This window comes from Xanthomonas sp. NCPPB 3583 (assembly GCF_041475715.2).
Lineage (GTDB): Bacteria > Pseudomonadota > Gammaproteobacteria > Xanthomonadales > Xanthomonadaceae > Xanthomonas > Xanthomonas euvesicatoria.
This window is the reverse complement of sequence record NZ_CM191263.1, coordinates 1,715,279-1,739,725: the sequence shown is the minus strand read 5'-3', so window position 1 is coordinate 1,739,725 and position 24,447 is coordinate 1,715,279. Positions and strand designations below refer to the sequence as shown.

General features: G+C 64.1%; 20 protein-coding genes and 1 other RNA gene. 7 read left to right on the top strand and 14 right to left on the bottom strand.

Annotation, left to right across the window (positions count from 1 at the left end; translation table 11 throughout):
* The first annotated feature begins 18 nt into the window (after positions 1–18).
* Positions 19–522 carry an SsrA-binding protein SmpB gene (gene smpB, locus ACCQ07_RS07755; RefSeq protein WP_005913721.1) on the top strand — a complete coding sequence of 168 codons (504 nt, stop codon included), beginning with the start codon at positions 19–21 and terminating at the stop codon, positions 520–522.
* A 143-nt stretch (positions 523–665) separates the two neighbouring features.
* Here the strand turns inward: smpB and ACCQ07_RS07750 are convergent, their stop codons facing one another.
* Positions 666–3,113, bottom strand: a complete 2,448-nt coding sequence (locus ACCQ07_RS07750) for a S8 family serine peptidase (protein WP_372363943.1) — start codon at positions 3,111–3,113, stop codon at positions 666–668.
* A 151-nt stretch (positions 3,114–3,264) separates the two neighbouring features.
* Here ACCQ07_RS07750 and ssrA point away from each other — a divergent pair.
* Positions 3,265–3,661: a transfer-messenger RNA gene (ssrA, locus tag ACCQ07_RS07745) on the top strand.
* Positions 3,662–3,727: 66 nt separating this feature from the next.
* Here ssrA and ACCQ07_RS07740 read toward each other — a convergent pair.
* Positions 3,728–4,027 (bottom strand): hypothetical protein, encoded by a 300-nt coding sequence (locus ACCQ07_RS07740; protein ID WP_372165675.1) that lies wholly within the window; start codon positions 4,025–4,027, stop codon positions 3,728–3,730.
* A 254-nt stretch (positions 4,028–4,281) separates the two neighbouring features.
* Here ACCQ07_RS07740 and ACCQ07_RS07735 point away from each other — a divergent pair, with 254 nt between their 5' ends.
* Together ACCQ07_RS07735 and ACCQ07_RS07730 are read left to right on the top strand one after the other, a co-directional pair.
* Entirely contained in the window at positions 4,282–5,763 is a 1,482-nt protein-coding gene (locus ACCQ07_RS07735) for an asparagine synthetase B family protein (protein WP_503255675.1), read from the top strand.
* Complete coding sequence (locus ACCQ07_RS07730) at positions 5,760–6,245, top strand: asparagine synthase-related protein (protein WP_228737865.1); 486 nt, start codon at positions 5,760–5,762, stop codon at positions 6,243–6,245. The genes ACCQ07_RS07735 and ACCQ07_RS07730 overlap by 4 nt, the downstream gene beginning before the upstream one ends.
* 189 nt (positions 6,246–6,434) lie before the next feature.
* On the opposite strand, the gene ACCQ07_RS07725 is transcribed toward ACCQ07_RS07730, so the two are convergent.
* Positions 6,435–6,611 carry a hypothetical protein gene (locus tag ACCQ07_RS07725; RefSeq protein WP_008577255.1) on the bottom strand — a complete coding sequence of 59 codons (177 nt, stop codon included), beginning with the start codon at positions 6,609–6,611 and terminating at the stop codon, positions 6,435–6,437.
* A gap of 78 nt (positions 6,612–6,689) precedes the next feature.
* On the bottom strand, positions 6,690–6,938 hold the full coding sequence (locus ACCQ07_RS07720) for a hypothetical protein (RefSeq protein ID WP_014089797.1): 249 nt from the start codon (positions 6,936–6,938) through the stop codon (positions 6,690–6,692).
* Between the two features lie 199 nt (positions 6,939–7,137).
* Between ACCQ07_RS07720 and ACCQ07_RS07715 the strand changes: the two genes are divergently transcribed.
* Positions 7,138–8,793, top strand: a complete 1,656-nt coding sequence (locus tag ACCQ07_RS07715; RefSeq protein ID WP_372364128.1) for a sensor domain-containing diguanylate cyclase — start codon at positions 7,138–7,140, stop codon at positions 8,791–8,793.
* A 181-nt stretch (positions 8,794–8,974) separates the two neighbouring features.
* Here ACCQ07_RS07715 and ACCQ07_RS07710 read toward each other — a convergent pair whose 3' ends face one another.
* Complete coding sequence (locus ACCQ07_RS07710) at positions 8,975–9,280, bottom strand: hypothetical protein (protein WP_008577261.1); 306 nt, start codon at positions 9,278–9,280, stop codon at positions 8,975–8,977.
* A gap of 94 nt (positions 9,281–9,374) precedes the next feature.
* On the opposite strand from ACCQ07_RS07710, the gene ACCQ07_RS07705 reads away from it, so the two are divergent.
* A complete protein-coding gene (locus tag ACCQ07_RS07705; RefSeq protein ID WP_014089795.1) occupies positions 9,375–10,349 on the top strand; it encodes a GGDEF domain-containing protein in 975 nt (324 codons plus the stop codon).
* 253 nt (positions 10,350–10,602) lie between these two features.
* Here the strand turns inward: ACCQ07_RS07705 and ACCQ07_RS07700 are convergent, their stop codons facing one another.
* The 6 genes from ACCQ07_RS07700 to ACCQ07_RS07675 form a co-directional block, all read right to left on the bottom strand.
* Complete coding sequence (locus ACCQ07_RS07700) at positions 10,603–12,027, bottom strand: efflux transporter outer membrane subunit (RefSeq protein ID WP_031421916.1); 1,425 nt, start codon at positions 12,025–12,027, stop codon at positions 10,603–10,605.
* Entirely contained in the window at positions 12,021–12,752 is a 732-nt protein-coding gene (locus tag ACCQ07_RS07695; RefSeq protein ID WP_057681590.1) for an SDR family oxidoreductase, read from the bottom strand. The genes ACCQ07_RS07700 and ACCQ07_RS07695 overlap by 7 nt, the downstream gene beginning before the upstream one ends.
* 42 nt (positions 12,753–12,794) lie before the next feature.
* Positions 12,795–15,971 carry an efflux RND transporter permease subunit gene (locus ACCQ07_RS07690; RefSeq protein ID WP_372363942.1) on the bottom strand — a complete coding sequence of 1,059 codons (3,177 nt, stop codon included), beginning with the start codon at positions 15,969–15,971 and terminating at the stop codon, positions 12,795–12,797.
* Between the two features lie 178 nt (positions 15,972–16,149).
* Positions 16,150–17,340: an efflux RND transporter periplasmic adaptor subunit gene (locus tag ACCQ07_RS07685; RefSeq protein WP_008577270.1), complete on the bottom strand. Its 1,191-nt coding sequence runs from the start codon at positions 17,338–17,340 to the stop codon at positions 16,150–16,152.
* On the bottom strand, positions 17,337–18,110 hold the full coding sequence (locus ACCQ07_RS07680) for an SDR family NAD(P)-dependent oxidoreductase (protein ID WP_218531867.1): 774 nt from the start codon (positions 18,108–18,110) through the stop codon (positions 17,337–17,339). The genes ACCQ07_RS07685 and ACCQ07_RS07680 overlap by 4 nt, the downstream gene beginning before the upstream one ends.
* Entirely contained in the window at positions 18,107–18,334 is a 228-nt protein-coding gene (locus tag ACCQ07_RS07675; protein WP_031421913.1) for a hypothetical protein, read from the bottom strand. The genes ACCQ07_RS07680 and ACCQ07_RS07675 overlap by 4 nt, the downstream gene beginning before the upstream one ends.
* Before the next feature lie 128 nt (positions 18,335–18,462).
* Between ACCQ07_RS07675 and ACCQ07_RS07670 the strand changes: the two genes are divergently transcribed.
* Positions 18,463–19,497 (top strand): XC_2801 family transcriptional regulator, encoded by a 1,035-nt coding sequence (locus ACCQ07_RS07670; RefSeq protein ID WP_005925689.1) that lies wholly within the window; start codon positions 18,463–18,465, stop codon positions 19,495–19,497.
* Positions 19,498–20,328: 831 nt separating this feature from the next.
* On the opposite strand, the gene ACCQ07_RS07665 is transcribed toward ACCQ07_RS07670, so the two are convergent.
* The 3 genes from ACCQ07_RS07665 to ACCQ07_RS07655 form a co-directional block, all read right to left on the bottom strand.
* Positions 20,329–21,054 (bottom strand): YiaD family glycine zipper/OmpA-like lipoprotein, encoded by a 726-nt coding sequence (locus tag ACCQ07_RS07665; RefSeq protein WP_071117367.1) that lies wholly within the window; start codon positions 21,052–21,054, stop codon positions 20,329–20,331.
* A gap of 272 nt (positions 21,055–21,326) precedes the next feature.
* Complete coding sequence (locus tag ACCQ07_RS07660) at positions 21,327–22,745, bottom strand: cryptochrome/photolyase family protein (RefSeq protein ID WP_372363941.1); 1,419 nt, start codon at positions 22,743–22,745, stop codon at positions 21,327–21,329.
* Between the two features lie 105 nt (positions 22,746–22,850).
* Positions 22,851–24,281 (bottom strand): replicative DNA helicase, encoded by a 1,431-nt coding sequence (locus ACCQ07_RS07655; RefSeq protein WP_003483586.1) that lies wholly within the window; start codon positions 24,279–24,281, stop codon positions 22,851–22,853.
* Between the last annotated feature and the right edge of the window lie 166 nt (positions 24,282–24,447).

Sequence of the window (24,447 nt, the reverse complement as noted above, 5' to 3'; positions counted from 1 at the left end):
ATCGGCGACAATGGGCGGATGAGCAAGAAACAGACCAAGGATAAAGCAAACGGCGCGAAGGCCACGAAAACCATCGCGTTGAACAAGCGTGCGCGCCACGAATACCACCTGGAAGAACGCTACGAAGCCGGCCTGGCACTGCAGGGCTGGGAGGTCAAGGCGATCCGCGCCGGCCGCGCCAACATCGTCGACGGCTATGCCTATGTGCGCTCCGGCGAGATCTACCTGATCGGCGCACAGATCACGCCACTGATCCAGGCCTCCACCCACACGGTGCCAGTGGAACGGCGCGACCGCAAACTGCTGCTGCACCGGGCCGAGATCGACAAGGTGCTCACCCGCGTGGAGCGCGAAGGCTACACCCTGGTGCCTACCGCGCTGTATTGGAGCAGCAACAAGGTCAAGCTGGAAATCGCCCTGGCCAAGGGCAAGCAGAATCACGACAAGCGCGACGCCGCCAAGGACCGCGACTGGCAGCGCGACAAGCAGCGCGTGATGCGGCGGCATAACCGCGATGCGTGATGAGCGGGGATTGGTGATTCGGGATTAGGGATTGGTTAGAGCGGCTGTGCGTGGCCTTTTGCACTGCTGTCCTGCGATCCACACCTGCAGAGCGGCGAGGCTAAGCCACACCGCTCTTGCCAATCCCCAATCCCGACTCCGGATCACGTCGCTCCAAGCATCCGCATCAAATTCGGCACTCCCCTGCCCTGCACATAGCGGTCGCGCTGCAGGTCGGTGCAGGTATCCATCAGCAGTTGCTTGACCCGATCGGGAAAGCCGATGAACTCACGGCGCGCTGACAGGAAGCCGGCCAGCACGCCGGAGACATGCGGTGCGGCCATGCTGGTGCCGCTCATCTCCACCATCAGGCTGGTCGGGTCGTTCGGGTCGAAGTCGTAGTAGGCCGACAGGATCTTCTCCCCTGGCGCGACCACATCCGGCTTGCTGCGGCCGTCGGCGGTCGGCCCGCGCGAGGAAAAATACGACACGCCATAGTTGTGCGGACTGCTCTTGTGCACCGAACCGACCACGATGGCGTCTTCCAGATTGCCCGGGTCGCTGATCGACAGATCCATGTTGGCGGCATATGCGTCACCGTCGTTGCGCATCAACCAGGCAAGGCCTTCGTTGCCGGCCGCGACCACCACCAGCACGCCTTGCCGCCACAGCCGGCGTAATTCGTTGCACAACGGCGTAAACCCGCAACCGTAGCTCTCCGGGTCGAAGCAGCCGCCCAGGCTCAGATTGACGCCATGGATGACCAGCTCGCCGGCACGCTCGTTGATGTCGGCCACCTGCTGCACTGCCTTGATCGTCCACGAATCGCGGCCGTTTCCGGCATTGTCGAGCACCTTGAAGCCATACAGCTGGGTATCCGGCGCCATGCCGGAAAATTCCAGAGGACGGCCGGGCGTGCCGCCCGCCTCCGGGATCGACGCGCGGCACTGGCCGGCGATGATGCCGGCGATATGCGTGCCGTGGCCATGCCGATCGAGCCGGGTAAACGCCGTGCCATCGGCGCGGGTCAGCCGTTTGGGCGCGCCGCGCCGCGTGCAATCCCACTGTGCCACCACGGTGTCGCGTTCACCCTTGACGAAAAAATGCGGGTGATCGGCCACGATGCCGGTATCCATCACCGCCCAACCGATCTGCTGCCCGCGTGCGCGATACGCCGTGCGTGCCGCATCGGCATGCAGCACATTGCCCGACACATGGATCAACGCGCGTTTTCCGGCATCGCGCCACACCCGCCGAAAGCCCAACGCGCGGTAGCGATCCTGCAGCGACTCGATCTCGAATCGGGTCAGCCGCGCAGACACGAAACGCTGCAGGCTGTCTTCCAGCTCGATCGCCTCATCCAGCGCATCGCCGCTCAGGCCGGTGGTACGCGCAGCGACTTCGCGCACATGCTGCAACAGCAATGCGCGCACACCGGCAGGGTCGTTCCCCAACACACGCCGATCCAGCTCGATCAGCACATCGTGCCGGTACTCAGGGCCATGCGCTTCGAGCTGCTCGCTGAGGTCCTTGATCAGCACTGCATTGGACACCGGCTGATCGAAGCCCACACCCACGGCTTGGCGCACCGCGGCGCGCACCTGCGGAATGGACAGATAGCCCGAAGCCGAATGCGGGTTGTGCTGCCAATCCGGATTCAAACGCGCAGCGGCCAGGTTCTCGAAACGTCCTTTGGCATTGGCGATGTCGTCGGTGAGGTCCGGGTCCAGCGCGATCGGGTCGCGCGTTTCGGCCACATTGATCCAGCGCTGTACGCACTCGGGAAACGGCAATTTGCGCGTGCCGGTCCAGCGCTTGAACATGCTGCGCACCTGCGGCAAGCCCAGTGGCGAACCCAGGGTGAGGAACAAACTGACCTCGCAATCGGCGGGCTTCAGCTGGCGCAGCACATCGAAGGCGATCATCGACCCCTGGCTGTGCGCCACCACCACGAATGGCCCGCCCCCTGCGCGCAGCCGCTGCGCCAGACTCTCGCGCATCAACGCCGCACGCTCCGGCACGAAGAACAGGTCATGCACATCCTGCAACAATGCAGCCGAAATCAGCCGCAGCAACACCCGGTTGATCGCATCGATGGCGCCCTTGGCCTGCACGCTGCCGGACACGGACGTGCCCTGAAGCTCGTCCAGCAGCCGATGCAGATCGGTGCGTTCCTGCTCGCTCTGCGCCAGCGCGTCTGCCAACAGGTGCAGGTCCTGTTCGCCCGGCACCAGGCCAAGCGTACTCAAGGCGCGCTGCACGCTTTGATTGAGCGCCGGCCCCACATCGCGCGCGTCGCAATTGCCCGGCTCGGCCACTGGATACCGCTCGCGATTGACCCAGTACGCCAGCCGCGTGCGCTCGCCCATGGGCCGCCCGAACAACGCCTTGTCCCACTGACAACGCAGCACATCGGCCGGCGGCTTGTTGCCGATGCCATGGATGTAGATCACCGTGCGCGCCTTGCCCTGCACGCGGGTCGCCGCGGGCTCCTGGGCCTCGGCCTGCTGCGCGCGCGAAGCGCGCGGCCGCGCCGGTTGTTGCGTGCTTGCAGCCGCCTTGCGCGGCAGCGCGCGTGCAGGTTTCGAACGTGGGGGCTTGCCTGTCGCCATCGCTTCGCTCCTTCATATGCAGACTGTTCCGTTTGCAGACTGTTCCGTTCGGTACGGGACTGAAGCCACTGTAAGCGTTGCGCATCTCACCACTTGTGACAGGGCGCGCCGATCCCTACACTGACCCGGTCAGCGTTTTATTGCTTTCCCCGGGGGTGCACTGGTTTCGACGGGGGTCGCGAAGTCGCTTGGCGCATGCCGAGGGGGCAGCTTTCCTCGTTAATCCAGCAGCAAACTTTTAGTTGCCAACGATGACAACTACGGTTCGGACTTCGCTATCGCCGCTTAATTGGCTTTAGTTGTAGTTCTACAGCCGCCTAAGGCGAACCCCCGAACCTACTTGTGCCCGTGCTCGTAGGTGTAGGGTCATTATCACGGAACCATCGGTAGTGGCTGCCTGTCAGCTACCGGTCAGATAAAGCAGGCTGGTTTCCAGGTGCGCTTTGCCAACCGTGCTGCCTGGGAACGAGATCTAACGGAGGGCTAAGCATGTAGTGCTGGGGATGGAGTGCTTCCGGACGGCGGTTCGATTCCGCCCACCTCCACCAATGAGTAGACCGTTGAGGTCCTGAGAAGGCCGGGAACCCCCGTAAAACAAGGGTTCTCGGCCTTTTTCATGTGCGACGCAGTGCGCAGGTGAACGTATCACGCCATGCGACGTTGGGGACATCTGGGGGCATGCAGCCAATGGCCAACGTCGATACCCCCACGATGCCCTCGCCCACCTTGCGATATGCCGCGCCAAAGCTGCGCTCGGATTCCGCCAGCACCGGCAAGCGGTCCGGCATACCGATATCGACTTCGATCAGCCGATGCCGGGGCGCCTTGTCGGCCACGATCTCCGCAGGGGCGCAGTCATTGGTTGCCGGCGACGTGGCGGGCGAGAGAGCGATCAGGCAAACGCCATCTGCCACCTGTTCGAGTCATCGCTGCGCCTGGTTGCACGCGGCCATCCACGCGCTCGACATGACGCAGCGCACCGGAGCGACATCGATGCAAAGCGCTCAAAAAACAGCGCCCTCTCAACCGTTCCTTGATCATTTCCAGGCGGAATCCCCATACGACCAGCCCACCATGCGCGCCGCACCGGATCGGGAACGACGTCGCCAGCAAGTCGCGTTGCCCGGCCCAGTGCACCTCTCTATATGGTCAAGGGCGGACGGGTCAGATGTCGGGTATCTGTGGATTGTGGTTGGAACCAAATTCTCACAAAGACAGCAGCACGCTAGGACGGCGTGGAAGTGCGATGGTTGCTGTGATGAAGCACCGTGGAGATAAAGCGTGTGTGGCAACCGTCGTTGACACGCCCCTGGTACTTGCTGCATGCGGGAGCTCTGGCACCCCGGGGACTCGCATGGGCTTTTCTGCCGATGGTCGTTATCTTGTTGCTCTGGCTGGACGCGCCAATGGCCTCTCGCCGCTTTACAGCACACCAGAGGCTTGTGAGAGCAACACCTCTGCCGCAAGGATCGCGCAAAGCATTCAGTCGTTGGGGCTGCAGCAAACCCTAGAGCTCATCGATGGCAGCTTCTGCCTGGCCATCCTTGATCGTCGATTACACACGCTGTCGCTAGTGCGCGACCGCATCGGTCAATGCAGCCTGTATTACGGCTGGACACATCAGGGTCTTGTGTTTGCTTCTGAACTCAAAGCAATCGCTTCCTCTCACGGCTTCAGTAACTCGCTCGATCGGAATGCGCTGACGCTCCTGCTGCGATACGGCTACATTCCATCGCCATATAGCATCCATCGAGGCATCTTCAAACTAGCGGCAGGAACCATTCAAGTTTTCAGCACGCTGGATGTGGAACGCGGTGCGCCCCATCACGACCCCAGCGAGGGGGCGCGCTACTGGCATCCGAAAAGAAATGTCAGCAACTTAATCCAAGCAAGAGAGCATGTGACCGAAGAGCGTGCGATCAGCCGCCTGCAGGATGCGCTCTCGATGGCGGTTGACCGCGTCAGCGATCGCAAGACTGGTTCATTCCTGTCGGGAGGAACCGACTCCAGCCTCATCACGTCCCTCCTGCAGTCGCAACGCTCAACACCTGTCGATACCGTCACTATCGGATTTGAGGATGCCGACCACGACGAAATGGATTGGGCACAAAAGGTCGCAAGCCATCTAGGTACGCGGCATTTCCAACAACGCATCAGCGATCAGCAGGCCGTGGCCATTCTGCCGGAGATATCGGAGGCGTTTTGCGAACCTTTTGCGGACTCGTCCCAGATTCCGACACTGCTTGCAGCAGGCTCCGCGCGCCGCCAAGTCAGTCACATGCTGACAGGCGATGGAGGCGACGAATTGTTCTTCGGCCATGCCGCGTATGCGCGTGCACTGCGCAATGCGCGCCTGAGCTCCATGATCCCGGACACGCTGCGCTGTTCGCTGCGTCGCCGGGGCGTCTACACGAAGGAGTCGGCCCGTTTGGGCGGATGGCGAGCGGCCCTGGGGGAGACGATCAGCCGCTCGGTGGAAGACAGCTACCTGCTCAGGGTCTCGCGTTGGCGCAACCCCCGTTGCGCCGTCCTTGGCTCCATGGAGTACCCCACGATCTATGACACCCCCATGGAGCAGCTGACCGTCGGATCCCCAGGCGAGCGCGTTCTCTTTATGGACATTGCCATGGAACTTGGGAAGGACTCATGACCAAAGTCGACCGCGCGTGCATGCTGCATGGCCTGAACACGTCTTCCCCCTTCCTGGATCAGCAGGTATTTCAGCTGGCCTGGCAGATTCCGCTCAAGCTCAAAATGGTTCGTGGGGAGCAAAAATACATTTTGAAGCGCCTGCTCGAACTGTATCTGCCGCAGGAGCTTATCTACCGACCCAAGCGAGGCTTCGGTGCGCCTGTCGGCCGCTGGCTACGCGGCCCCTTACGCGAGTGGGCTGAAGACTTGTTGACACCTTCAAAACTCGAAGAGCAAGGCGTCTTCGACGTCGGGGTGGTGACGCATCTCTGGCAAGCGTTCATCGCAGGTCAACGAAAGTGGCACACGCATCTTTGGCCCATTCTCATGTTCCAGGCTTGGCAGCAACGCTGGCAGCAGCGGCCCTCCTTTTGTGTGGACGAGGCGTGCCATCGCGATCCAGAAGGTATAAGCCACCTCACCATTGAGGCGTTCGTTTGACAGCGAGGTCACCGAAAGCGCTTGCGCGTTGCGACATGCGTCCGCGTTGCGACATGCGTCAGTGCGTGCTGGGGCCCTGCCCACCCGCTTCAACCTCGCCCCAGAGATAAACGGACAAGGCCGGGATTTCCCGATGCAGAGGTCAGACGTTGGCCATTGCGAAGGACGAAGCAGACTGCGCGCGCTGCGTCAGTTAGTGACGCGCGCGGCATGGTCGGGCTCATCGCGACGAACGAGGGCCCCTGCCCGGTCGTCGGCAGCTGCACACCGCGGGGCGGCATCGCCGCGGAGTTGATCGAACAAGGCCAGCAACGCGCTGGCTTCGTGTTGCAGCAACGCCAGTGCGCTTTTATTGGGCTCTTCCATTGCACTTGCTCCAGAGACGCTCGACGGCGCCCTGATCAAACCCGAGCAAATCGCGTGCCAGCCGTCAGGGCTTCCCGCTCAGGCGTACTCGCGCTGCTCTTGCGCCTTGGCGTGCATGGCTTCCAGCGTGACCATGCCGGCAATCCGGGCGGCTGCCATGGCGCTGCGATGGTCGGGAAAGGTCGACGACAGCGCGGCGCCTGCCAGGTTCGCGCCGCGGCCGATGCCGATCTGCGCAATATCCCAGCCTGCCACCCAGCCATGGGCGGGGGTATCGCCTTTGACGGCATGACAGGTGAGTTGGTAATTGCCTAGAAAAATGACCAACGGGCGCCCTTTTCGGTGACTGCTTGCCAGCATACCGCCACGACGCTGCTTCCGGGGGCAATGTGCCGTCTGCCAGCTGACTCGGCAAGCGAAGTGGAGCGTAGGCACGCGGCTTGCATCGGCCTCGACCAGACAATCGTGCCGGGGGAACGCGGTGTTGACCAAAAGAACCAAACGTCGTGCTGCCGGGGCCTTGCTGGTGGGTGGGCTGATCTTTGTCCTGATCGGCGTGGGCGGGTACCTCACGACGCAGCGTTCGCTGTCGGACGCCGGCTGGGTGACGCACACCCAGGAAGTGATTGCCAGCATCGACGAAATCCAGGCGGGCATGCTGTCGGCGGAATCGTCGGCGCGCGGCTATGTCTTGACCGACAACGAGGCCTTTCTGGGCGTGTATGCCGATGCGATCGGCCGCCTGCCCGAGCGCATCGTGCGGCTGGACGCCCTGGTGCAGGACAACCCGACGCAGCGGCGCAATGTGGTCGTGCTGAGCCGTTTGGTGGACGCGCGCATGGTGCAGATCGACGAGTTATTGCATAGCTATCGCAAGCAAGGCCTGGATGGCGCGCGTGCTGCCATCGCGCGCGGGGTGTTCCAGACCTCTTCATCGCTGCGCCGCCAGGTGCAGACCATGACGGAGCTGGAGCGGCAGCAACTGATCAGGCGCAATGCAGCCACCACCCGCAGCGCACAGTGGGTGCTGTGGGTGACCGTGATCGGCATTGCCAGTGGCTTGCTGGTGATGCTGTTGGCGTACCGCTTGTTGTCGCGCGAGCTGGAACGGCGTACGCGTGCCGAAAACGACGCCAGCCGGACCAGCGAGCGCCTGATCGAGTCGTTTGCCGCACTCGAACGCACCTCCGCTGGCCTGGAGGCGCTGGCACGCTACTCCGGGTTGCTGCAGAACTGCCGCGATGCCGAAGAAGCGCTGGAAATCACTGCACGCACGATTGCACCGCTGATTCCCGGTGCCGCCGGCGCGGTCTACTTGCTACGCGCCTCGCGCGATCGCGCCGAACAGGTGGTCGCCTGGGGCGAGATGGCCGACGACGCCAGTGCCAGCATCGCGCCGGACAACTGCTGGGCGCTGCGCCGCGACCGCACCCATGTGGTGATGGACGCCGGCCAGGGCATGCTGTGCCAGCATGCCGGCGTCAACCTCCCGGCGCATGCGGCCACCGCCTGTATTCCGCTATCGGCGCAGGGCACGCAGCTGGGGATGCTGGCATTGCGTAGCGAAGACCCTGACGATCTTGCCTCGCTGACCGTGGCCGAGGCGGCAGCAGAACAACTGTCCCTGGCGCTGCACAACCTGCGCCTGCGCGAAACGCTGCGCCAGCAATCGATCCGCGACCCGCTGACAGGCCTGTACAACCGCCGCTATCTGGAAGAAACCCTCAGTCACGAGTTGGCGCGCTGCACGCGCCGCGAGCTGCCCTTGTCGGTGCTGATGCTGGATGTGGATCACTTCAAGCGGTTCAACGACCTGCACGGGCACAGCGGCGGCGACCGCGTGCTGGCGGCCATTGGCGAATTGTTGCTGGCGCAGACGCGTGGCGAGGACATCTGCTGCCGGTACGGCGGCGAAGAATTGACGATCATCCTGCCCGAAGTCGATCTGCCAACCGCGTGCATGATGGCGGAGAAATTGCGCGCCGGCATCGAGGCCCTGCAGGTCATGGGCGATGGCGTCTGTCTGCCGAAGGTCACCGCCTCGTTCGGCGCGGCCAGCTTTCCCGCTCACGCCAGCACCGTGGCCTCGTTACTGCAACGGGCGGACGCGGCGCTGTATCGCGCCAAGCAGGGTGGCCGCAATCAGGTCGTGAGCGCGGATGTGCTTGCATCCGTGGCCTGAATGCAAGCAGCCGGGCGTGCTGCTGCGGTCTGTCGCAGAGGCCTGTGTCGCGCGGTCGACGCTCAGATCCACATCGCGCGCGCTTGGCGAACCCGGGTGTGCGCAATGCCGGGATCATTCGCTGGCGCGTGCATTGCATCGACAAATGCACAGGCACATGGGCTCATGCCAAGACGAGGCCTCAGCCGCAGGACTGACCCGCGTCGTCGGTGGGGATCAGGCCCGCACCGGCCAGCATGCCGTCGATACGCGTACGCACATAGGCGGCATCGTCCTGCGCGGCGCTGCTCAGGATCGCTTCGGCACGCGCCTGAAAATCCAGATAGTCGAAATCCGCATCTTCATCTGCCGACAACTTGGGCAACTCTTCCTGCAACGCGTCCAGGCGCGTGGCCAGTTCTTCGCGGGTGGGCATGGCAGACTCCGACAACCAAAACGATACGTTTGCGGCAGCGCCGTCAAGGATGTGCGAAGCCTTGCGCTGCAACGCTTCACTTTCCTACCCATTGCGGTGATGAAGACACGCTCAACTTTGACCGCACTCCGCCGATAATGATGCCGACTCCTATCGAACCTTCCCTGTGATCCTCCACCTGCGGCGGGATTTCCGACTCGGCATCGTCAAGATGCTCGGGCCAATCACCGCGCTGTTGCTTTGCCTCTATGCGGTGTACCTGGCCATGACCGGTCAGGCAGTTGCGTGTCTGGTCACCGCGGCGCTGGGCGTGCTCGCGGTATGGCGCGGCTGGCAGATGCGCAGTGCCGAAGACACCGGCGCCGGCGGCGTGTGGCTGGCATCGATCAATGTTGGCGGGTGCCTGGTGGCGTGCTGGACCGGTGGCGATGGCGCCCTGCCGTGGCTGTTCCCGGTGCTGGCCACCAATTATTTCTTGTGCGGGCCGCGGCGCGCGGTGTTGTTGAGCTTGCCGCTGCTGGCCGCCTTGTTGTTCTTGCCCGGCTTGATCACCAGCCCCGGCCAGGGTGTGTCGACGATCGTGGTGACGCTGGTGACGCTGGCGGTGGGCTACGCGTTTTCGCTGCGGATGCAGGACGACCGCGTGCATCTGGAAGAACTGGCCTCGCTGGACGCGCTGACCGGCTTGCCCAACCGTCGCATGCTGGAACGTGCGCTGACCCACCAGATCGATCAACGCCAACCGCACGACCGGCTCAACAGCCTGATCATCCTGGATCTGGATCACTTCAAGGAGGTCAACGATCTGTACGGACACGCCGCCGGCGATGCGGCGCTCTCGGATCTGGCCACCATCCTGCGCTTCGAAGTCCGCGAACCGCACCAGGTGTTCCGTTTTGGCGGCGAAGAGTTCGTGGTGCTGCTGCGTGCCGGATCGCTGGCCGAACTGGAAGCGGCCACCGAACGCTTGCGCAAGGTGATACGCAACGGCTTGCGCGGACCCGGTGGGCGTATCACCGTCTCGCTGGGCGCGGCGCGCCACGACGGCGAAACGCATTGGCAGGACTGGTTTTCGCGTGCCGATGCAGCGCTGTATCTGGCCAAGAACGGCGGACGCGACAGCGTACGGGTCGCCGAATAAGCGCCTGGCGGCATGCCTGCTGCGCAGGGGTCCGCCTGGGCACACGCAGCTGGCAGCTGGGTAATCGCATTGGTCACGAATGCAATGTTGCTGATGAAGCGGCGGTAGCGCGCCTGTCAGAGAGGCGGGCGAACCGATGGCGTCGGATGCATGGCCAGTATCGCCAGCCATCACCCGCACACGTTCGCGCCTCGTTAGCTCTGACGCTGCAGCCAGAACTGCGGAGCGACCCACTGGCCGCCCCGCGCGTCGTTCAACGATTGACCACGGCCACCGGTGCCGCAGGGGCTTGGTCCTGCTTCCAGCCACCGAGCGCCTTGTACACGCCGACCACGCCGACATTCACCGCCGCTTCGGCCTGCGCCAACGCATCGTCGGCCGCCAGCTGGGTGCGCTGCGCATCCAGCAGGGTGAGGAAGTCTTCCGAGCCCTCGCGGTAGCGGATCTGCGCCAGCTGCTCGGCACGCCGCGCGGCATTGGCCTGCTCCACCACGATGGCCAGGCGCGCCTGCTGGCGGCCATAGCCGATCAACGCGTTTTCGGTGTCTTCCAGCGCCAGCAATACGGTTTGCTGATACTGCGCCAACGCACCTTCGGCCTGCGCCTTGCTGGCACGCAAGCGCGCACGCACGGTGCCGAAATCGAAGGCGGCCCAGCTGATCGACGGGGTCACCGACCAGGCCTTGGCGTTGCCTTCGGTCAACCTGGCTGCGTCGCCGGTGAGGAAGCCGACGAACCCGCTCACGCTGATGCGCGGAAACAGGTCGGCAGTGGCCACGCCCACTTGCGCGGTGGCTGCCGCCAGCCGGCGCTCGGCGCCGCGCACATCCGGACGCTGACGCAGCAAGCCGGCGGTATCGCCCAGCGGCAGCGGGCGCGCGAACGCCGGCATCTCGCGCGCGGCCAAGGTGGCATCCAACGCATCCGGTTGCTGGCCCAGCAACACAGCCAGACGGTGGCGGTATTGCGCCTCGGCGGTTTCCAGCAGCGGAATATCCGCCTCGATCGCCTTCAACCGCGCCAGGCTGCTCTGCACGTCCAGCTCGCTGCCGGCACCCAGATCCCATCGGGTCTGGGTCAGCTTCTGGGTGTCGCGCAGGTTGGTGAGCGTGCGCTTGGAGACGTCCAAGCGCTTCTGGGTGCCGCGCAATTCGAAATAATTGCGCGCCACTTCGGCAGCAACGGTGACCTGCACGTCCTGCAGGTTGGCCTGCTCGGCATCCAGGTCGGCACGCGCGGCCTCCGATGCACGCCGCTGACGGCCGAACAGGTCCAGCTCCCAGGCCGCATCCAGACCGAGCGTGGTCTGCTCGGTCAGAAAGCGCTGATTGCCGGCGATCACCTGCTGCTGCTCGCGACGATCGAAGCTACCTTGCGCGGTGATATGCGGCGCCTGATCCAGGCGGCGCTCGACGAACACCGCGCGCGCCTGCTTGACGCGCGCCACCGCGATGCGCAGGTCGTGGTTGGCGAACAAGGCGTCGCGCACCAATTGCTCCAGCACCGGGTCGTCGAACTGCGACCACCAGTTGCCCACCGGCGACTGCGCGCTGTATGCCGGGTCTTGCGCGCCTTGCAGCGTCACCGCCGCCGGCGGATCGGGGCGGTAATCCGGCCCGACCGCGCAACCGCTGAGCACCAGCGCAGCCAGTGCCACGCTCAGGAAGTTTCTTACCATGGCAACACCTCTCCCAGATGGGTAAAGCTGCCGGTGGCACCGTGCGCATCCAACAGCGCCATTTGCACGCTGCTTTGCGCGCCCTGCTCCACTTCGATTTCGCCGCCGCCACCGTTCATGTCGGTTTTGACGTAACCCGGATGCACCGTGTTGACCTTGATGGCTGTGTCGCGCAATTCGTAGGCCAGATGCACCGTCCAGCTGTTCAACGCGCTCTTGGACGCGTCGTAAGCAGGAATCTTGAAGTCGTAGATCGGCGAGCCGGGCTGGCTGTGCAAGGTCAGCGAACCGAGGATGCTCGACACGTTGACGATACGCCCGGCCAGCGAACGACGCAGCAGCGGCAGGAAGGCCTTGGTCACCTCGACCACCGCGAACAGATTGGTGTCGAAGGTGCGCTTCCACACCTCCAGGCTCTGCTGCGACGGGGTGCGCTGCATGTCCTCGATCATGATGCCGGCGTTGTTGATCAGGATGTCCAGATGACCATGGCGCTGCTCCACCGTGCCCACCGCGGCAGCAATGCTGATGTCGTCGTTGACGTCGAGCTGGATGGCCTCCACCGGCAGGCCTTCGGCCTGCAACTTGAGGGCCGCGGCCACGGCGTCGTCGCGCTTGCGGCCGGCCAGCAGCGTGTGCACGCCGGCGGTGGCCAATTGCCGAACGGTCTCCAGGCCGATGCCGCGGGTTGCGCCGGTGACCAATGCGATCTTGGTGTTGCTCATGTGTAAATCCTTCGAATGTATGTAGGGGGAAGTCACGCGTGCTTAGGCGTTGACGTGCGCGTGATCGTGCGCAACCGCGGGCGGTGTCGCGGGCCCGCGACGGGTCACCCACTTGCGCAGCGCCACGTAGAACACCGGAGTCAGGAACAGGCCGAACAAGGTCACACCCAGCATGCCGGCGAACACCGTGATGCCGGTGACCGAGCGCACTTCGGCGCCGGCACCATGGCCGAACACCAGCGGCAACGTGCCGGCGATGAAGGCGATGGAGGTCATCACGATCGGACGCAGGCGCAGGCGGCAGGCTTCCAGTGCGGCTTCGACAATGCCCTTGCCGTGCATTTCCAGTTCGCGGGCGAACTCCACGATCAGGATCGCGTTCTTGCACGCCAGGCCCATCAACACCACCAGACCCACCTGCACGAACACGTTGTTGTCGCCATTGGTGAGCCACACACCGAACAGCGCAGACAGCAAGGTCATCGGCACGATCAGGATCACTGCCAGCGGCAGGGTCCAGCTTTCGTACAGCGCAGCCAGCACCAGGAACGCCAGCAACACCGCCATCGGGAACACGATCAACGCCGAGTTGCCTTGCGTGGACTGCTGATAGCTCAGGTCGGTCCACTCGATGTTCATGCCGTTGGGCAGCACCTGCGGCGCCATGCTGGACAGCTTCTGCATGGCCTCGGTGGACGACAGCACGCGCGGGTCCGCTTCGCCGATGAGGTCGGCGGCCGGGTAGCCGTTGTAGCGGATCACCGGGTCCGGGCCGTAGGTCTGGCCCAGCGTGACCATGCTGCCGATCGGCACCATGTCGCCGTTGGCGTTGCGCGTGCGCAGGTTGGCGATGTCTTCCACGCTATCGCGGAACTGTCCATCGGCCTGGGCGATCACCTGATAGGTGCGACCGAAGCGATTGAAGTCGTTGATGTAGGACGAACCCAGATAGGTCTGCAGCGTGTCGAACAGATTGGTCAGCGGCACGCCCTGCGCCTTGGCCTTGTCGCGGTCGACCTTGGCATCGAGCTGCGGCACGTTGGCCTGGTAGGTACCGATCGGGAACTGCATGCCCGGCGTTTGCGAGATCGCACCGGACATCGCATTGACCGCACTCTGCAACTGGCCATAGCCCAGGCCGGCACGGTCCTGGATGTACAGCGAGTAGCCCGAGCCCTGGCCCAAGCCAAGAATCGGTGGCGGCATGAAGGCGAACGCGAAGCCCTGCTGGATCTGGCTGATGCGTGCGTTGATTTCCGCATTGATCTGCGCGGCGGTGCGGCTGCGCTGACTGAACGGCTTGAGCGTCAGGAACACCGTGCCGGTATTGGGCGTATTGGTGAACTGCAGCGGGTTCAGGCCCGGGAACGCGATTGCGTGATCCACACCGTCGGTCTGCAGCGCGATCTGGGTGATCTGGCGGATCACCTCATTGGTGCGCTCCAGCGACGACCCTTCCGGCAGTTTGGTGCCCGCAATCAGATACAGCTTGTCCTGGGTCGGAATGAAGCCGCCCGGCACCAGCTTGAACATGAAACCGGTACCGACCAACAGCAGCAGGTAGACCACGAACACCGCACCCCGCTTGCCCAGCGCACGCGACACCGCACTTTGGTACTTATGCGAGCTGGTGTTGAAGAAACGATTGAACGGGCGGAACAACCAGCCGAACAAACGGTCGATCAACCGCGACGGACCATCCTTGGGCGCGTCGTGCGACTTGAGCAGCATCGCCGCCAGCGCCGGCGACAAGGTCAGCGAGTTGATCGCCGAAATCACCGTGGAAATGGCGATGGTCACCGCGAACTGCTTGTAGAACTGGCCGGTCACGCCCGACAGGAACGCCATCGGCACGAACACCGCGCACAGCACCAGCGCGATGGCGATGATCGGCCCGGACACTTCGCGCATGGCCTGATGGGCAGCCGCCAATGGGCTCAGGCCTTCTTCGATGTTGCGCTCGACGTTTTCCACCACCACGATCGCATCGTCGACCACGATGCCGATCGCCAGCACCAAACCGAACAGGCTCAGCGTATTGATCGAAAAGCCCAGCAGGTACAACGCAGCGAACGTACCGACCACCGACACCGGTACCGCCAGCAACGGAATGATCGAAGCGCGCCAGGTCTGCAGGAACAGGATCACCACCAGCACCACCAGCAGCACCGCTTCCAGCAGCGTGTGCACCACCGCGCTGATCGAATCGCGCACGAACACGGTCGGGTCGTACGCGGCCGACCATGCCATGTCCTGCGGGAACTGCTTTTCCAGTTCGGCCATCTTGGCGCGCACCGCATCGGACAATTCGATCGCGTTGGCACCGGGCGACTGGAACACGCCCATGCCCACCGCGTTCTGGTTGTCCAGCTGCGAACGCAAGGTGTAGTTGCCGGCGCCCAGCTCCAGGCGCGCCACGTCGCTCAGGCGCACGATCTCGCCGCTATTGCCGCTGCGGATGACGATGTTGCCGAACTCTTCTTCGGTGGTGAGGCGGCCCTGCGCATTGATCGAGAGCAGGAAATCGCTCTTGTTGGGCATGGGTTCTGCGCCGAGCTGGCCGGCGGAGACCTGCACGTTCTGCTCGCGGATGGCGGCGACCACATCGCTGGCGGTGAGCCCGCGTGCGGCCACCTTGTCCGGGTTCAACCAGATGCGCATGGCGTAGTCGCCGGCACCGAAGATCTGGATCTGGCCCACGCCCGGCAGGCGCGACAGCTCGTCCTTGACCTTCAAGGTGGCGTAGTTGCTCAGGTACAGCGAGTTGTACTTGCCCTTGGGCGAGGTCAGATGCACGACCATGGTCAGCGTCGGCGATTGCTTCTGCGTGGTCACGCCTTGGCGGCGCACGTCCTCGGGCAGACGCGCCTGCGCCTGGCTGACGCGGTTCTGCACCTGCACCTGCGCCTGGTCCGGATCGGTGCCGGGCTTGAAGGTCACGGTGACCACCAGCACGCCGTCCGAGCCGGCCACCGACTTCATGTACATCATGTTTTCCACGCCGTTGATGGCTTCCTCAAGCGGCGTGGCAACGGTCTCGGCGATGACCTTGGGGTTGGCGCCCGGATACACCGCGCGCACCTGCACGCTCGGCGGCACCACTTCTGGGTATTCGCTGATCGGCAGCAGCGGCATGGCGATCAGGCCGGCCGCGAAGATGATGATCGACAGCACCGCGGCAAAGATCGGCCGGTCGATGAAAAAACGGGAAAAGTCCATTGGGATGGTCCTGAAAGAGGTTGCCGCCGGGTGGCGGCGCGGCACAGCGGCCCCGGGCCGGCCTGATGACGAGGCCGGCAGTCATGAGCTGCGATGCAGCGATACAGCAGTACAGCCATTGCAGGTGGTGCGCTGTCGCCAGGCAGGCGCGACAGCGCGCAACGCGCGTTGGCGATCCCTAGTTGGAAGCGGTGCGCTTGTCCGCCGCCGGCGCCATGGCCACGGTCTTGGCGTCCACCGGCATGCCGGGCATGAAGATCTTCTGCACGCCATCGACCACCACGCGGTCGCCGGCGGCCAGGCCGCTACGCACGATGCGCAGACCATCGGCACTGCGGCCGAGCTCCACATCGCGGCGCTGCGCCTTGCCGTCCTTGTCCACCACGTACACGTATTTGCGGTCCTGGTCGGTGAGCACGGCCTTTTCGTCGACCAGCATGGCCTTGAACTGGCCGCTGCCCAGCAACTGCACATGCGCATACAACCCCGGCGTGAATTGCCGTTGCGCGTTGTCCAGTACCGCGCGGACGCGGATGGTGCCGGTGCTGCGGGTCACCTGGTTGTCCAGGAAATCCACGCGACCGGTGTGCGGGAAGCCCTGCTCGCCGACCAGCCCGATCCGCACCGGCAACTCGCCGCCACGTTCGTCCGGGCGCTCGCCGTTGCGGGCCATCTGCGAATAGCGCAGGAAGGTGCCTTCGTCGGCATCGAAGTAGACGAATACCTTGTCCAGCGACACCAGGGTGGTCAGCACGCTGGCGCTGTCGCCGGCCGTGACCAGGTTGCCGGCGGTGACCATCGCACGCCCGGCGCGGCCATCGATGGGAGCGCGCACGCGCGTCCAATCCAGGTTGAGCCTGGCGGTGTCCACCGCGGCCTGGGCGGCCTGCAGGTCGGCATCGGCCTGATCGGCGGCGGCGCGGCGCTGCTCCCAGGTTTCGGTGGAGATGGCCTGCTGCTCGGACAATTTGCGTGCGCGCGTGGCTTCGCTACGTGCCAGCGTGGCCTGGGTGCGGGCACGCACCAGCGACGCGTTGGCACGCGCGAACTCGGCGCGGTAGCTACGCTCATCGATGGTGAAGAGCACATCGCCCTTCTTCACTTCTGCACCTTCGGTGTAGTTGACCTTGTCGATATAGCCGGACACGCGCGGACGCAGTTCCACGCTTTCCACCGGCTCGATGCGGCCGCTGAATTCGTCCCACTGGCTGATCTGCTTCATCAACACCGGCGCGACGCTGACGCTGGGCGGCGGCGGTGCGCCGGTCTCGGCGGCCTTGCTGCCGCAGCCGGCGAGCACGACCGCAAGCACGGCGCCCGCCAACACGGTACGCAAGGGAAAACGGAACGGGGTGGCGTTCGTGGTCATGGGGAAATCTCTCGGGTGGGGATGGGAAATTGCAGACCGGCCAGCCGGCTGGCCGACGGTGCGGCCGGCGGGCGACGACTCACGGTCACGATGGCTTGTCCGGGTTGGCCAGGCCCGGCAATCAGGGAAACAGCGGCGCGGCCGACGTCCACGGCGCGGATCCATTCCGGACAGGCGTCCTTGGCGCGGCCGGGCGTGCAGACCGGCTGCTCGACCGAGAGCAACTGCACGCGGACGCCCAACGGCTTGGCTTCCTCGTGCAACACCTGGGCAAGCATGCGGGTGGCTGAGGCCGCAACAGAACGATCGCCATGCGCCGACCAGGCGCGCAGCGCGCACGGACTACCAAGCAGCAGATAGCGGCCGCCGCCGTCGGCCTCGGCCAGCAGCGGCAGCAGGTGACGGGCGGCAGCCAGATGCGGCAGCACGTCGCGCTCCAGGCGACGACGCAGGGCGGCCACCGGCCGATCCACCAGCCGCCCAGCCTTGGGCGGGCTGCCCAGGCTGGCGATCACCGCGCCCAGCGGTCGTTGCCGCTGGGCCAGTTCGGTGGCCAGGCGCTGCGCAGATGCATCGTCGGCCACCGATCCCTGCACGATGTCCAGCAGCGGGGAATGACCGTGCTGCGCACGCAGTGCATCCAGCTTGGCGGCGTCGCGCCCAATCACCACCGTTGGCATACCGGCGTCCAGCAATGCAGAGACGATGCCCATGCCCACGTTGCCCGCGCCGCCAATGACGGCCGTCTCGGATTGAACCATCCCGCTCATGGGATTTTCGCTCCCGAGATCGGGATAATTCCACGGCGCGCCCAGCGCGCCTGCAGTCCAGTCCGCTGCGCAGGCGCGCCGCCAGCCTGCCGCCGTGGCGAGCTGGAGAATTCGCGCAAGGCACTGTCGTACGACCGTTTTTCCGTGGAAACGACCGGATCGAAGGCGCTTTCGATTGCACTGCGCTGACTGGAAGACACGCCGAAAACGTTGCACAACCACATGGCCGTGCTCCTGCATGGAGGGGATGCCGCATAAGTTAGGCTTCAAAGCAGCACTTGATTAGTCCGGATTTAGGGGAATAATCGTCCCGCAAGCGGTCTAATCCCTCCTGACCCCCGGAAGGCATCCCATGACTCACGATCTCAACGACACCTTGATCTTCGTCAAGGTGGTCGAACAAGGTAGCTTCATCGCCGCCGCCAATGCGCTTGGCCTGCCCAAGACCACCGTCAGCCGCAAGGTGCAGGAACTGGAAACCCGGTTGGGTGCGCGCCTATTGCATCGAACTACCCGCCGCATCGGCCTGACTGAAGCCGGCTCGGTGTACCACGAACATTGCCAGCGCATCGCGCGCGAACTGGAAGAAGCCGAAAGCGCGGTGGGACAGCTGCAATCGGGCCCGCGTGGCTGGCTGCGTTTTACCGTGCCGTATTCGCTGGGCATTACCTGGATCGCGCCGTTGCTGGGCGAATTCCACGCGCAATACCCGGAAATCCAGCTGGACATGCATCTGGGCAACGAGAAGCTGGACCTGATCGGCGGTGAAGCCGATCTGGCATTGCGCGTTGGCGCGCTGCCCGACTCCAATCTGGTGGCGCGCAAGCTCGGCAGCTTGCGCACCCAGGTGTTCGCCAGCCCCTCCTACATCGAACGCTATGGCGAGCCGCTGCATCCGGACGAATTGCAATTCCATCGCACGCTCGCCTTGCGCAAGAACCGCAACGTGCACAACAACCGCTTTTTCTGGTCGCTCAGCGACGGCAGCGATGTACGCGATTTCCCGGTCAATCCGCTGATGGTGGCCAACGATCCGGCCGCGCTCAACGGTGCGGTGTTGTGCGGCGAAGGCCTGTTGCTGACTGGCGATGTGATGGCCAAACCGTTCGTGCAATCGGGCCTGGTGCGTCGCGTACTGGCCGGTTGGACCGGGCCTGAGGTGGACTTCAACGCGGTGTTCGCCGGCGGCCGATTGGTGTCGCCGAAAGTGCGGGCGTTCGTGGACTTTTTGGTGACGCGCATGAATTTCGATGCGGATTACATGATGGCGCAGTGCCCTGCCCGCCTGGCCGCACAAAAGGCCGACAACGATGCGAAAGTCGAAGTGGGCGCAGACGCGGAGTTGCGTGCCGAAGGCAAGCGAATCTTGGAAAACGTCACGGCGTAGTGCCGGATCGACTGCGCCGGCGGTGGTTGCCGTCTGGCGCAGTCCATAAGTTCATCGATGCAACCCAGTGAATGCATCTCTGTCACCACAAGCGTACAGCCGACGATAGCTCGGTCGCTTTGCAAATGATCTCATTGCCGTCAGCGGTGAGTTGGAAAAGATCGAGACGTCCGTCGTGGCGTCGTCGGATGCGATCACCCGATGAGCGCAAAGCCGACTCGGTCGCGCGCGGTGCCCTCGCCGCTCGCGGGACACGCCGTCAACCCATCCATGGGGGCTCGATGGCGGCACCCATGCCGCCAACGGTTCCAAGCGGCGAGGACACCGCACCAGAACGTTGGTCGGTCGCGCGGAAAGCGGCCCATCGTAGGAAAGGGGATGGAGATACCTTCTCGCCTGAGCACCGCGAGCTAGCCGCGCCTCCTTGAATCGCTAGCGAACGCATCTATCGCTTGCACAAATACAGCGACCAACTCGATTGGTCCTTGCCCGCTCACCGTCGCGGGACCCTTGGCGGCATGGATGCCGCCACGGAGCTTATAGGGACGTACTTGCAGCGTATCCCGCGATGGTGAGCGAGCAAGGGCCCTGCAGCAACGCTCAGATCCGCGCTTCGAAGTTCCACAGTTACGCCGACACATTCGCGCCGATGACGTGAGAAAGATCGAGACCTCAAAGCCGTGCAGACCAGCCGTTCTAGACCCAAGCGATTGGTTCGCTGGTCTTGATCACACCATGCAGCAAAAAAACAGGCCGCTTTCGCGGCCTGTGTTGCATACATCAGCACATCGCAGGTGAGTCATCCGACCCGCCACGATTCACTGCATCCCCTCAACGCATGCCGGTGTTGCTGGCCGCGCCGTCGGCACGCAACGGAATCAGGCGGATTTCGACGCGACGGTTCTTGGCGCGGCCGGCATCGGTGGTGTTGTCGGCAATCGGATAACGCTTGCCGGCGCCCATGGTTTCCATGCGCTCGCGCTGCACACCTTGTGCGGTCAGGTATTGCGCTACCGCGCTGGCGCGCTCTTCGGACAGGCGCTGATTCACCGCATCGCTACCGACGCTATCGGTATGCCCCACCACTTCCACCATGGTCTGGTTGTACTCGCGCAAGGTGGAGGCCACGCCGTTGAGCGCAGTGTAGAACTGCGGCTTCAATGCCGACTTGCCGAAGTCGAAGGTGATGCCGTCGGGCAGGTTCAGGCTGATGTTGTCGCCCTGGCGTTGTACTTCGATACCGGTGTTGGCGGTGCGCTCACGCAGCGCGCGCTCCTGGCGGTCCTGGTACTGGCCGATTGCTGCGCCGCTCAGTGCACCGATGCCAGCGCCGACCATTGCGTGCTGACGACGCTCGGTGGCGCTGTCGCCGGTGAGCAGGCCTGCAGCCACACCAATGGCGGTACCGATCAGCGCATTGCGGCCGGTCCGATTCTGCTGTTGCGTCTGCTCGCCGTATTGGTCGCGCTGCACATACGAGCCGCCGGTGGCGCACGCGGACAGCGCAATGGCGCTGGCCAATGCAACGGCAAGACTCTTGGTGGCTGCTGGGGACATGGTGCTCTCCTATGGCCGGACCATCCGGCGCTCAATCGTGTGCGCGAGGATAAACAGGCCCACGCGACTGGCGCATGATGAAAACTGCCGCAACCCACGTGTAACGGGTGTGCCATTCAGGAAAACGTTTTCGGCGATGACGCGTGCACGTGCGCCGTCACATGAGCCAGCGCACGGCAGTACACAGGGCGCATTCCATGCCCTGTTTCGCTCATCAGACAGCGTTGCGAGCACCGTCCAGAAACAGGCACACGCGCATCGATCAGCAGCGACTAGGCGCGCGATTTCGCATACGCGGCCAACGCCGCATCGCGGCCCTCGGCCAAGCCGATGATCGGATTGCGCGGATACTCCGGTGCAAAGCGAGCCAGCGCCAATGGATGCAACCATGGCGCGAAGCGTTCCTTCACCGCGAGCTTGCCCAGCTCGGGCACCCAGCGCGTGATGTAGGTCGCATGCGGGTCGAATTTTTCTGCCTGCGTCACTGGATTGAACACGCGGAAATAGGGCGCCGCATCGGCGCCGGTACCGGCCACCCACTGCCAGCCAAGCGTGTTGTTGGCCAGGTCCGCATCGACCAGCGTGTCCCAGAACCAGCGCGCGCCTTCGATCCAGTGGATACGCAGATGCTTGCACAAAAAACTGGCGACGATCATGCGCACGCGGTTGTGCATCCAGCCGGTATGCCAGAGCTGACGCATGCCGGCATCGACGATCGGAATGCCGGTGCGGCCGCGTTGCCAGGCCTGCAATGCAACCGGATCGACCGTTGCCCAATCGAATCCTGCAAAGCGCGGGTTGAGATTCTGGTTGGTGGTGTCCGGGAAGTGATGCAGCAAGTGATACGCAAAGTCGCGCCAGCCCAGCTGCCGGATATAGCCATCGATTTCCGCGCCATTGCGCGCAGTGCGATGCGCCTCCAGGGTACTGGCAATCCGCCACGGCGCAATCTCGCCGAAGTGCAGATGCGGCGACAGTTGCGAGGTGCCGACGCGATCGGGGCGATCGCGGTTTTCGCGATATCCCGACAACGCGCCGTCGATAAAGATCTCCAGCATTTGGTGCGCGCCGGCTTCGCCGGGCTGCCAGTGCTCCCAGAAGCCCTGGTCCCACTGCAAGCCCGGTACCAACTGCAGCGTGTCGAGCGCATCGGTCTTCAAGCTCGCAGGCAGCGGCGGCAGGCGACGCGGCGCATCCATGGCGGCGGGCAATTGCAGCTGCGTCAGCGCATTGCGCCAGAACGGGGTAAACACCTTGTAGGGGCCGCCCTGCTGCGTGGACAACTGCCACGGTTCGAATAGCAGCGCGGCATTGCAGCTCTGCACCTCGATGCCGCGCTCGCGCAGGTCGCGCTTGATCTGCGCGTCGCGCGGCTGCGTGGCCGGCTCGTATTTGCGGTTCCAGTACACCGCCGCCGCACCGGTCTGCGCGATCACCTCATCGAGCACCTGCGCGCTGTTGCCGGAGCGAATGACCAGGCCGCTGCCGAGCGCGCGCAGGGCACCGTCCAGCGCTGCAAGCGAGCGATGCCGCCAGGTGCGCGACGCGGCGCCAGGCGTCCATTCGCCCTCTTCGTGCGGCGCATCGATGTACAACGGAATCGGGTGATGCCCCGCATCGAGTGCGGCGCGCAAGGCCGGGTTGTCTTCCAGACGCAGATCGCGACGGAACCAGACGATGGCGTATGACATACGAGCTCGGCAGCAAACGGTGAGGCTGCGCAGCATAAGCCAGCGGGCGCAACGATGGCGCGATGCCGGGCGGTGGATGACCACCCGGCCGTTCCCCGGCAGCGCTTACTCGAAACTGCCCACCGAGTCGTGCGCCAGGTTGTCGAAGCGGGTGTACTCGCCGAAGAACTTCAGCTTGCACGAGCCGGTCGGTCCGCCGCGGTGCTTGCCGATGATGATTTCGGCCAGGCCCTTGTCCGGCGAATTTTCCTTGTTGTAGTAATCGTCGCGGTAGATGAAGACGATCATGTCCGCGTCCTGCTCGATAGCGCCCGACTCGCGCAAGTCCGCCATCACCGGGCGCTTGTCGGTGCGCGTTTCCAACGAGCGGTTGAGCTGCGACAACGCAATCACCGGCACGTTGAGCTCCTTGGCCAGGCCTTTCAGCGAGCGCGAGATTTCCGAAATTTCGGTCGCGCGGTTTTCGCTGTTGCCCGGCACCGACATCAGCTGCAGGTAGTCGATGACGATCAGGCCCAGGTCGTGTTCGCGCTTGAGCCGGCGGCACTTGGAACGCAGCACTTCCGGCGACACGCCCGGGGTGTCGTCGATGAAGATCTTGGTTTCCTTGAGCATCTTGATCGCGCCGGTCACGCGCGCCCAGTCCTCGTCTTCCAGCGCACCGGTACGCAGGCGCTGCGCATTGATGCGGCCATTGGAGGAAATCAGGCGCATGGCCAACTGCGAGGCCGACATTTCCATCGAAAACACCGCCACGCCCTTCTTGGACTTGATCGCGGCGTATTCGGCAATGTTCAGCGCAAAGGTGGTCTTGCCCATCGCCGGACGCGCCGCCAGGATGATCAGGTCGGTCGGCTGCAGGCCGGCGGTCATCGCATCGAAATCGGTGTAGCCGGTCGGCAAGCCAGTGATGTTGCCGCCGTTTTCGAAGCGGTTGCGCAGCTCTTCGAAGGCATCCTTCAATGCCCCGGGCATGGCCACGAAATCGGTGCGCCCGCGCGCGCCGGCTTCGGCGATCTTGAACACGGCCTTTTCGGCCGAGGACAGCAACTCGACGCTGTCGCGCCCTTCCGGCTGAAAGCCGTCGTTGACGATGGTGGTGCCCACCTCGATCAACTGCCGCAGCACTGCCTTGTCGCGCACGATTTCCGCATACGCGGCGATGTTGGCCGCCGACGGTGTGGTGCTGGCCAGCTCGATCAGGTACGCACCATCGCCCACCTGCTCCAGCTTGCCCTGCGACTCGAACCATTCGCCCAGGGTCACTGCATCGAACGGACGGTCTTTCTCATTCAGTTCGCGAATCGCGCGGTAGATCAGCCGATGGTCGCGCCGGTAGAAGTCGTTTTCGGTGAGCTGGTCGTTGACGCGGTCGAACGCGTCCGGCGCCAGCATCAGGCCACCCAACACCGCCTGCTCGGCCTCGACCGAATGCGGCGGTACCCGCAACTGGTCCAGACGCGGCTCGGGACGATCGTAATCGTCGTCGTCGCGATCGCGACTGCGCTTGGAACGGAAACCAGGACGAGCGGACATGGACAAACAAACCTGACGCGGGGAGACGAGGGCAGGAAGCATAGTCATCGGCGCGGCCGGCGACCATGCACAACTCTGTGGATAACTGGTGTATAGCCGGTGCATCCACGTGCTACGCGCCGGCCGTCGCAGATGCCGAGACCCTTGCGCCGCTTGGGTTTCCGCC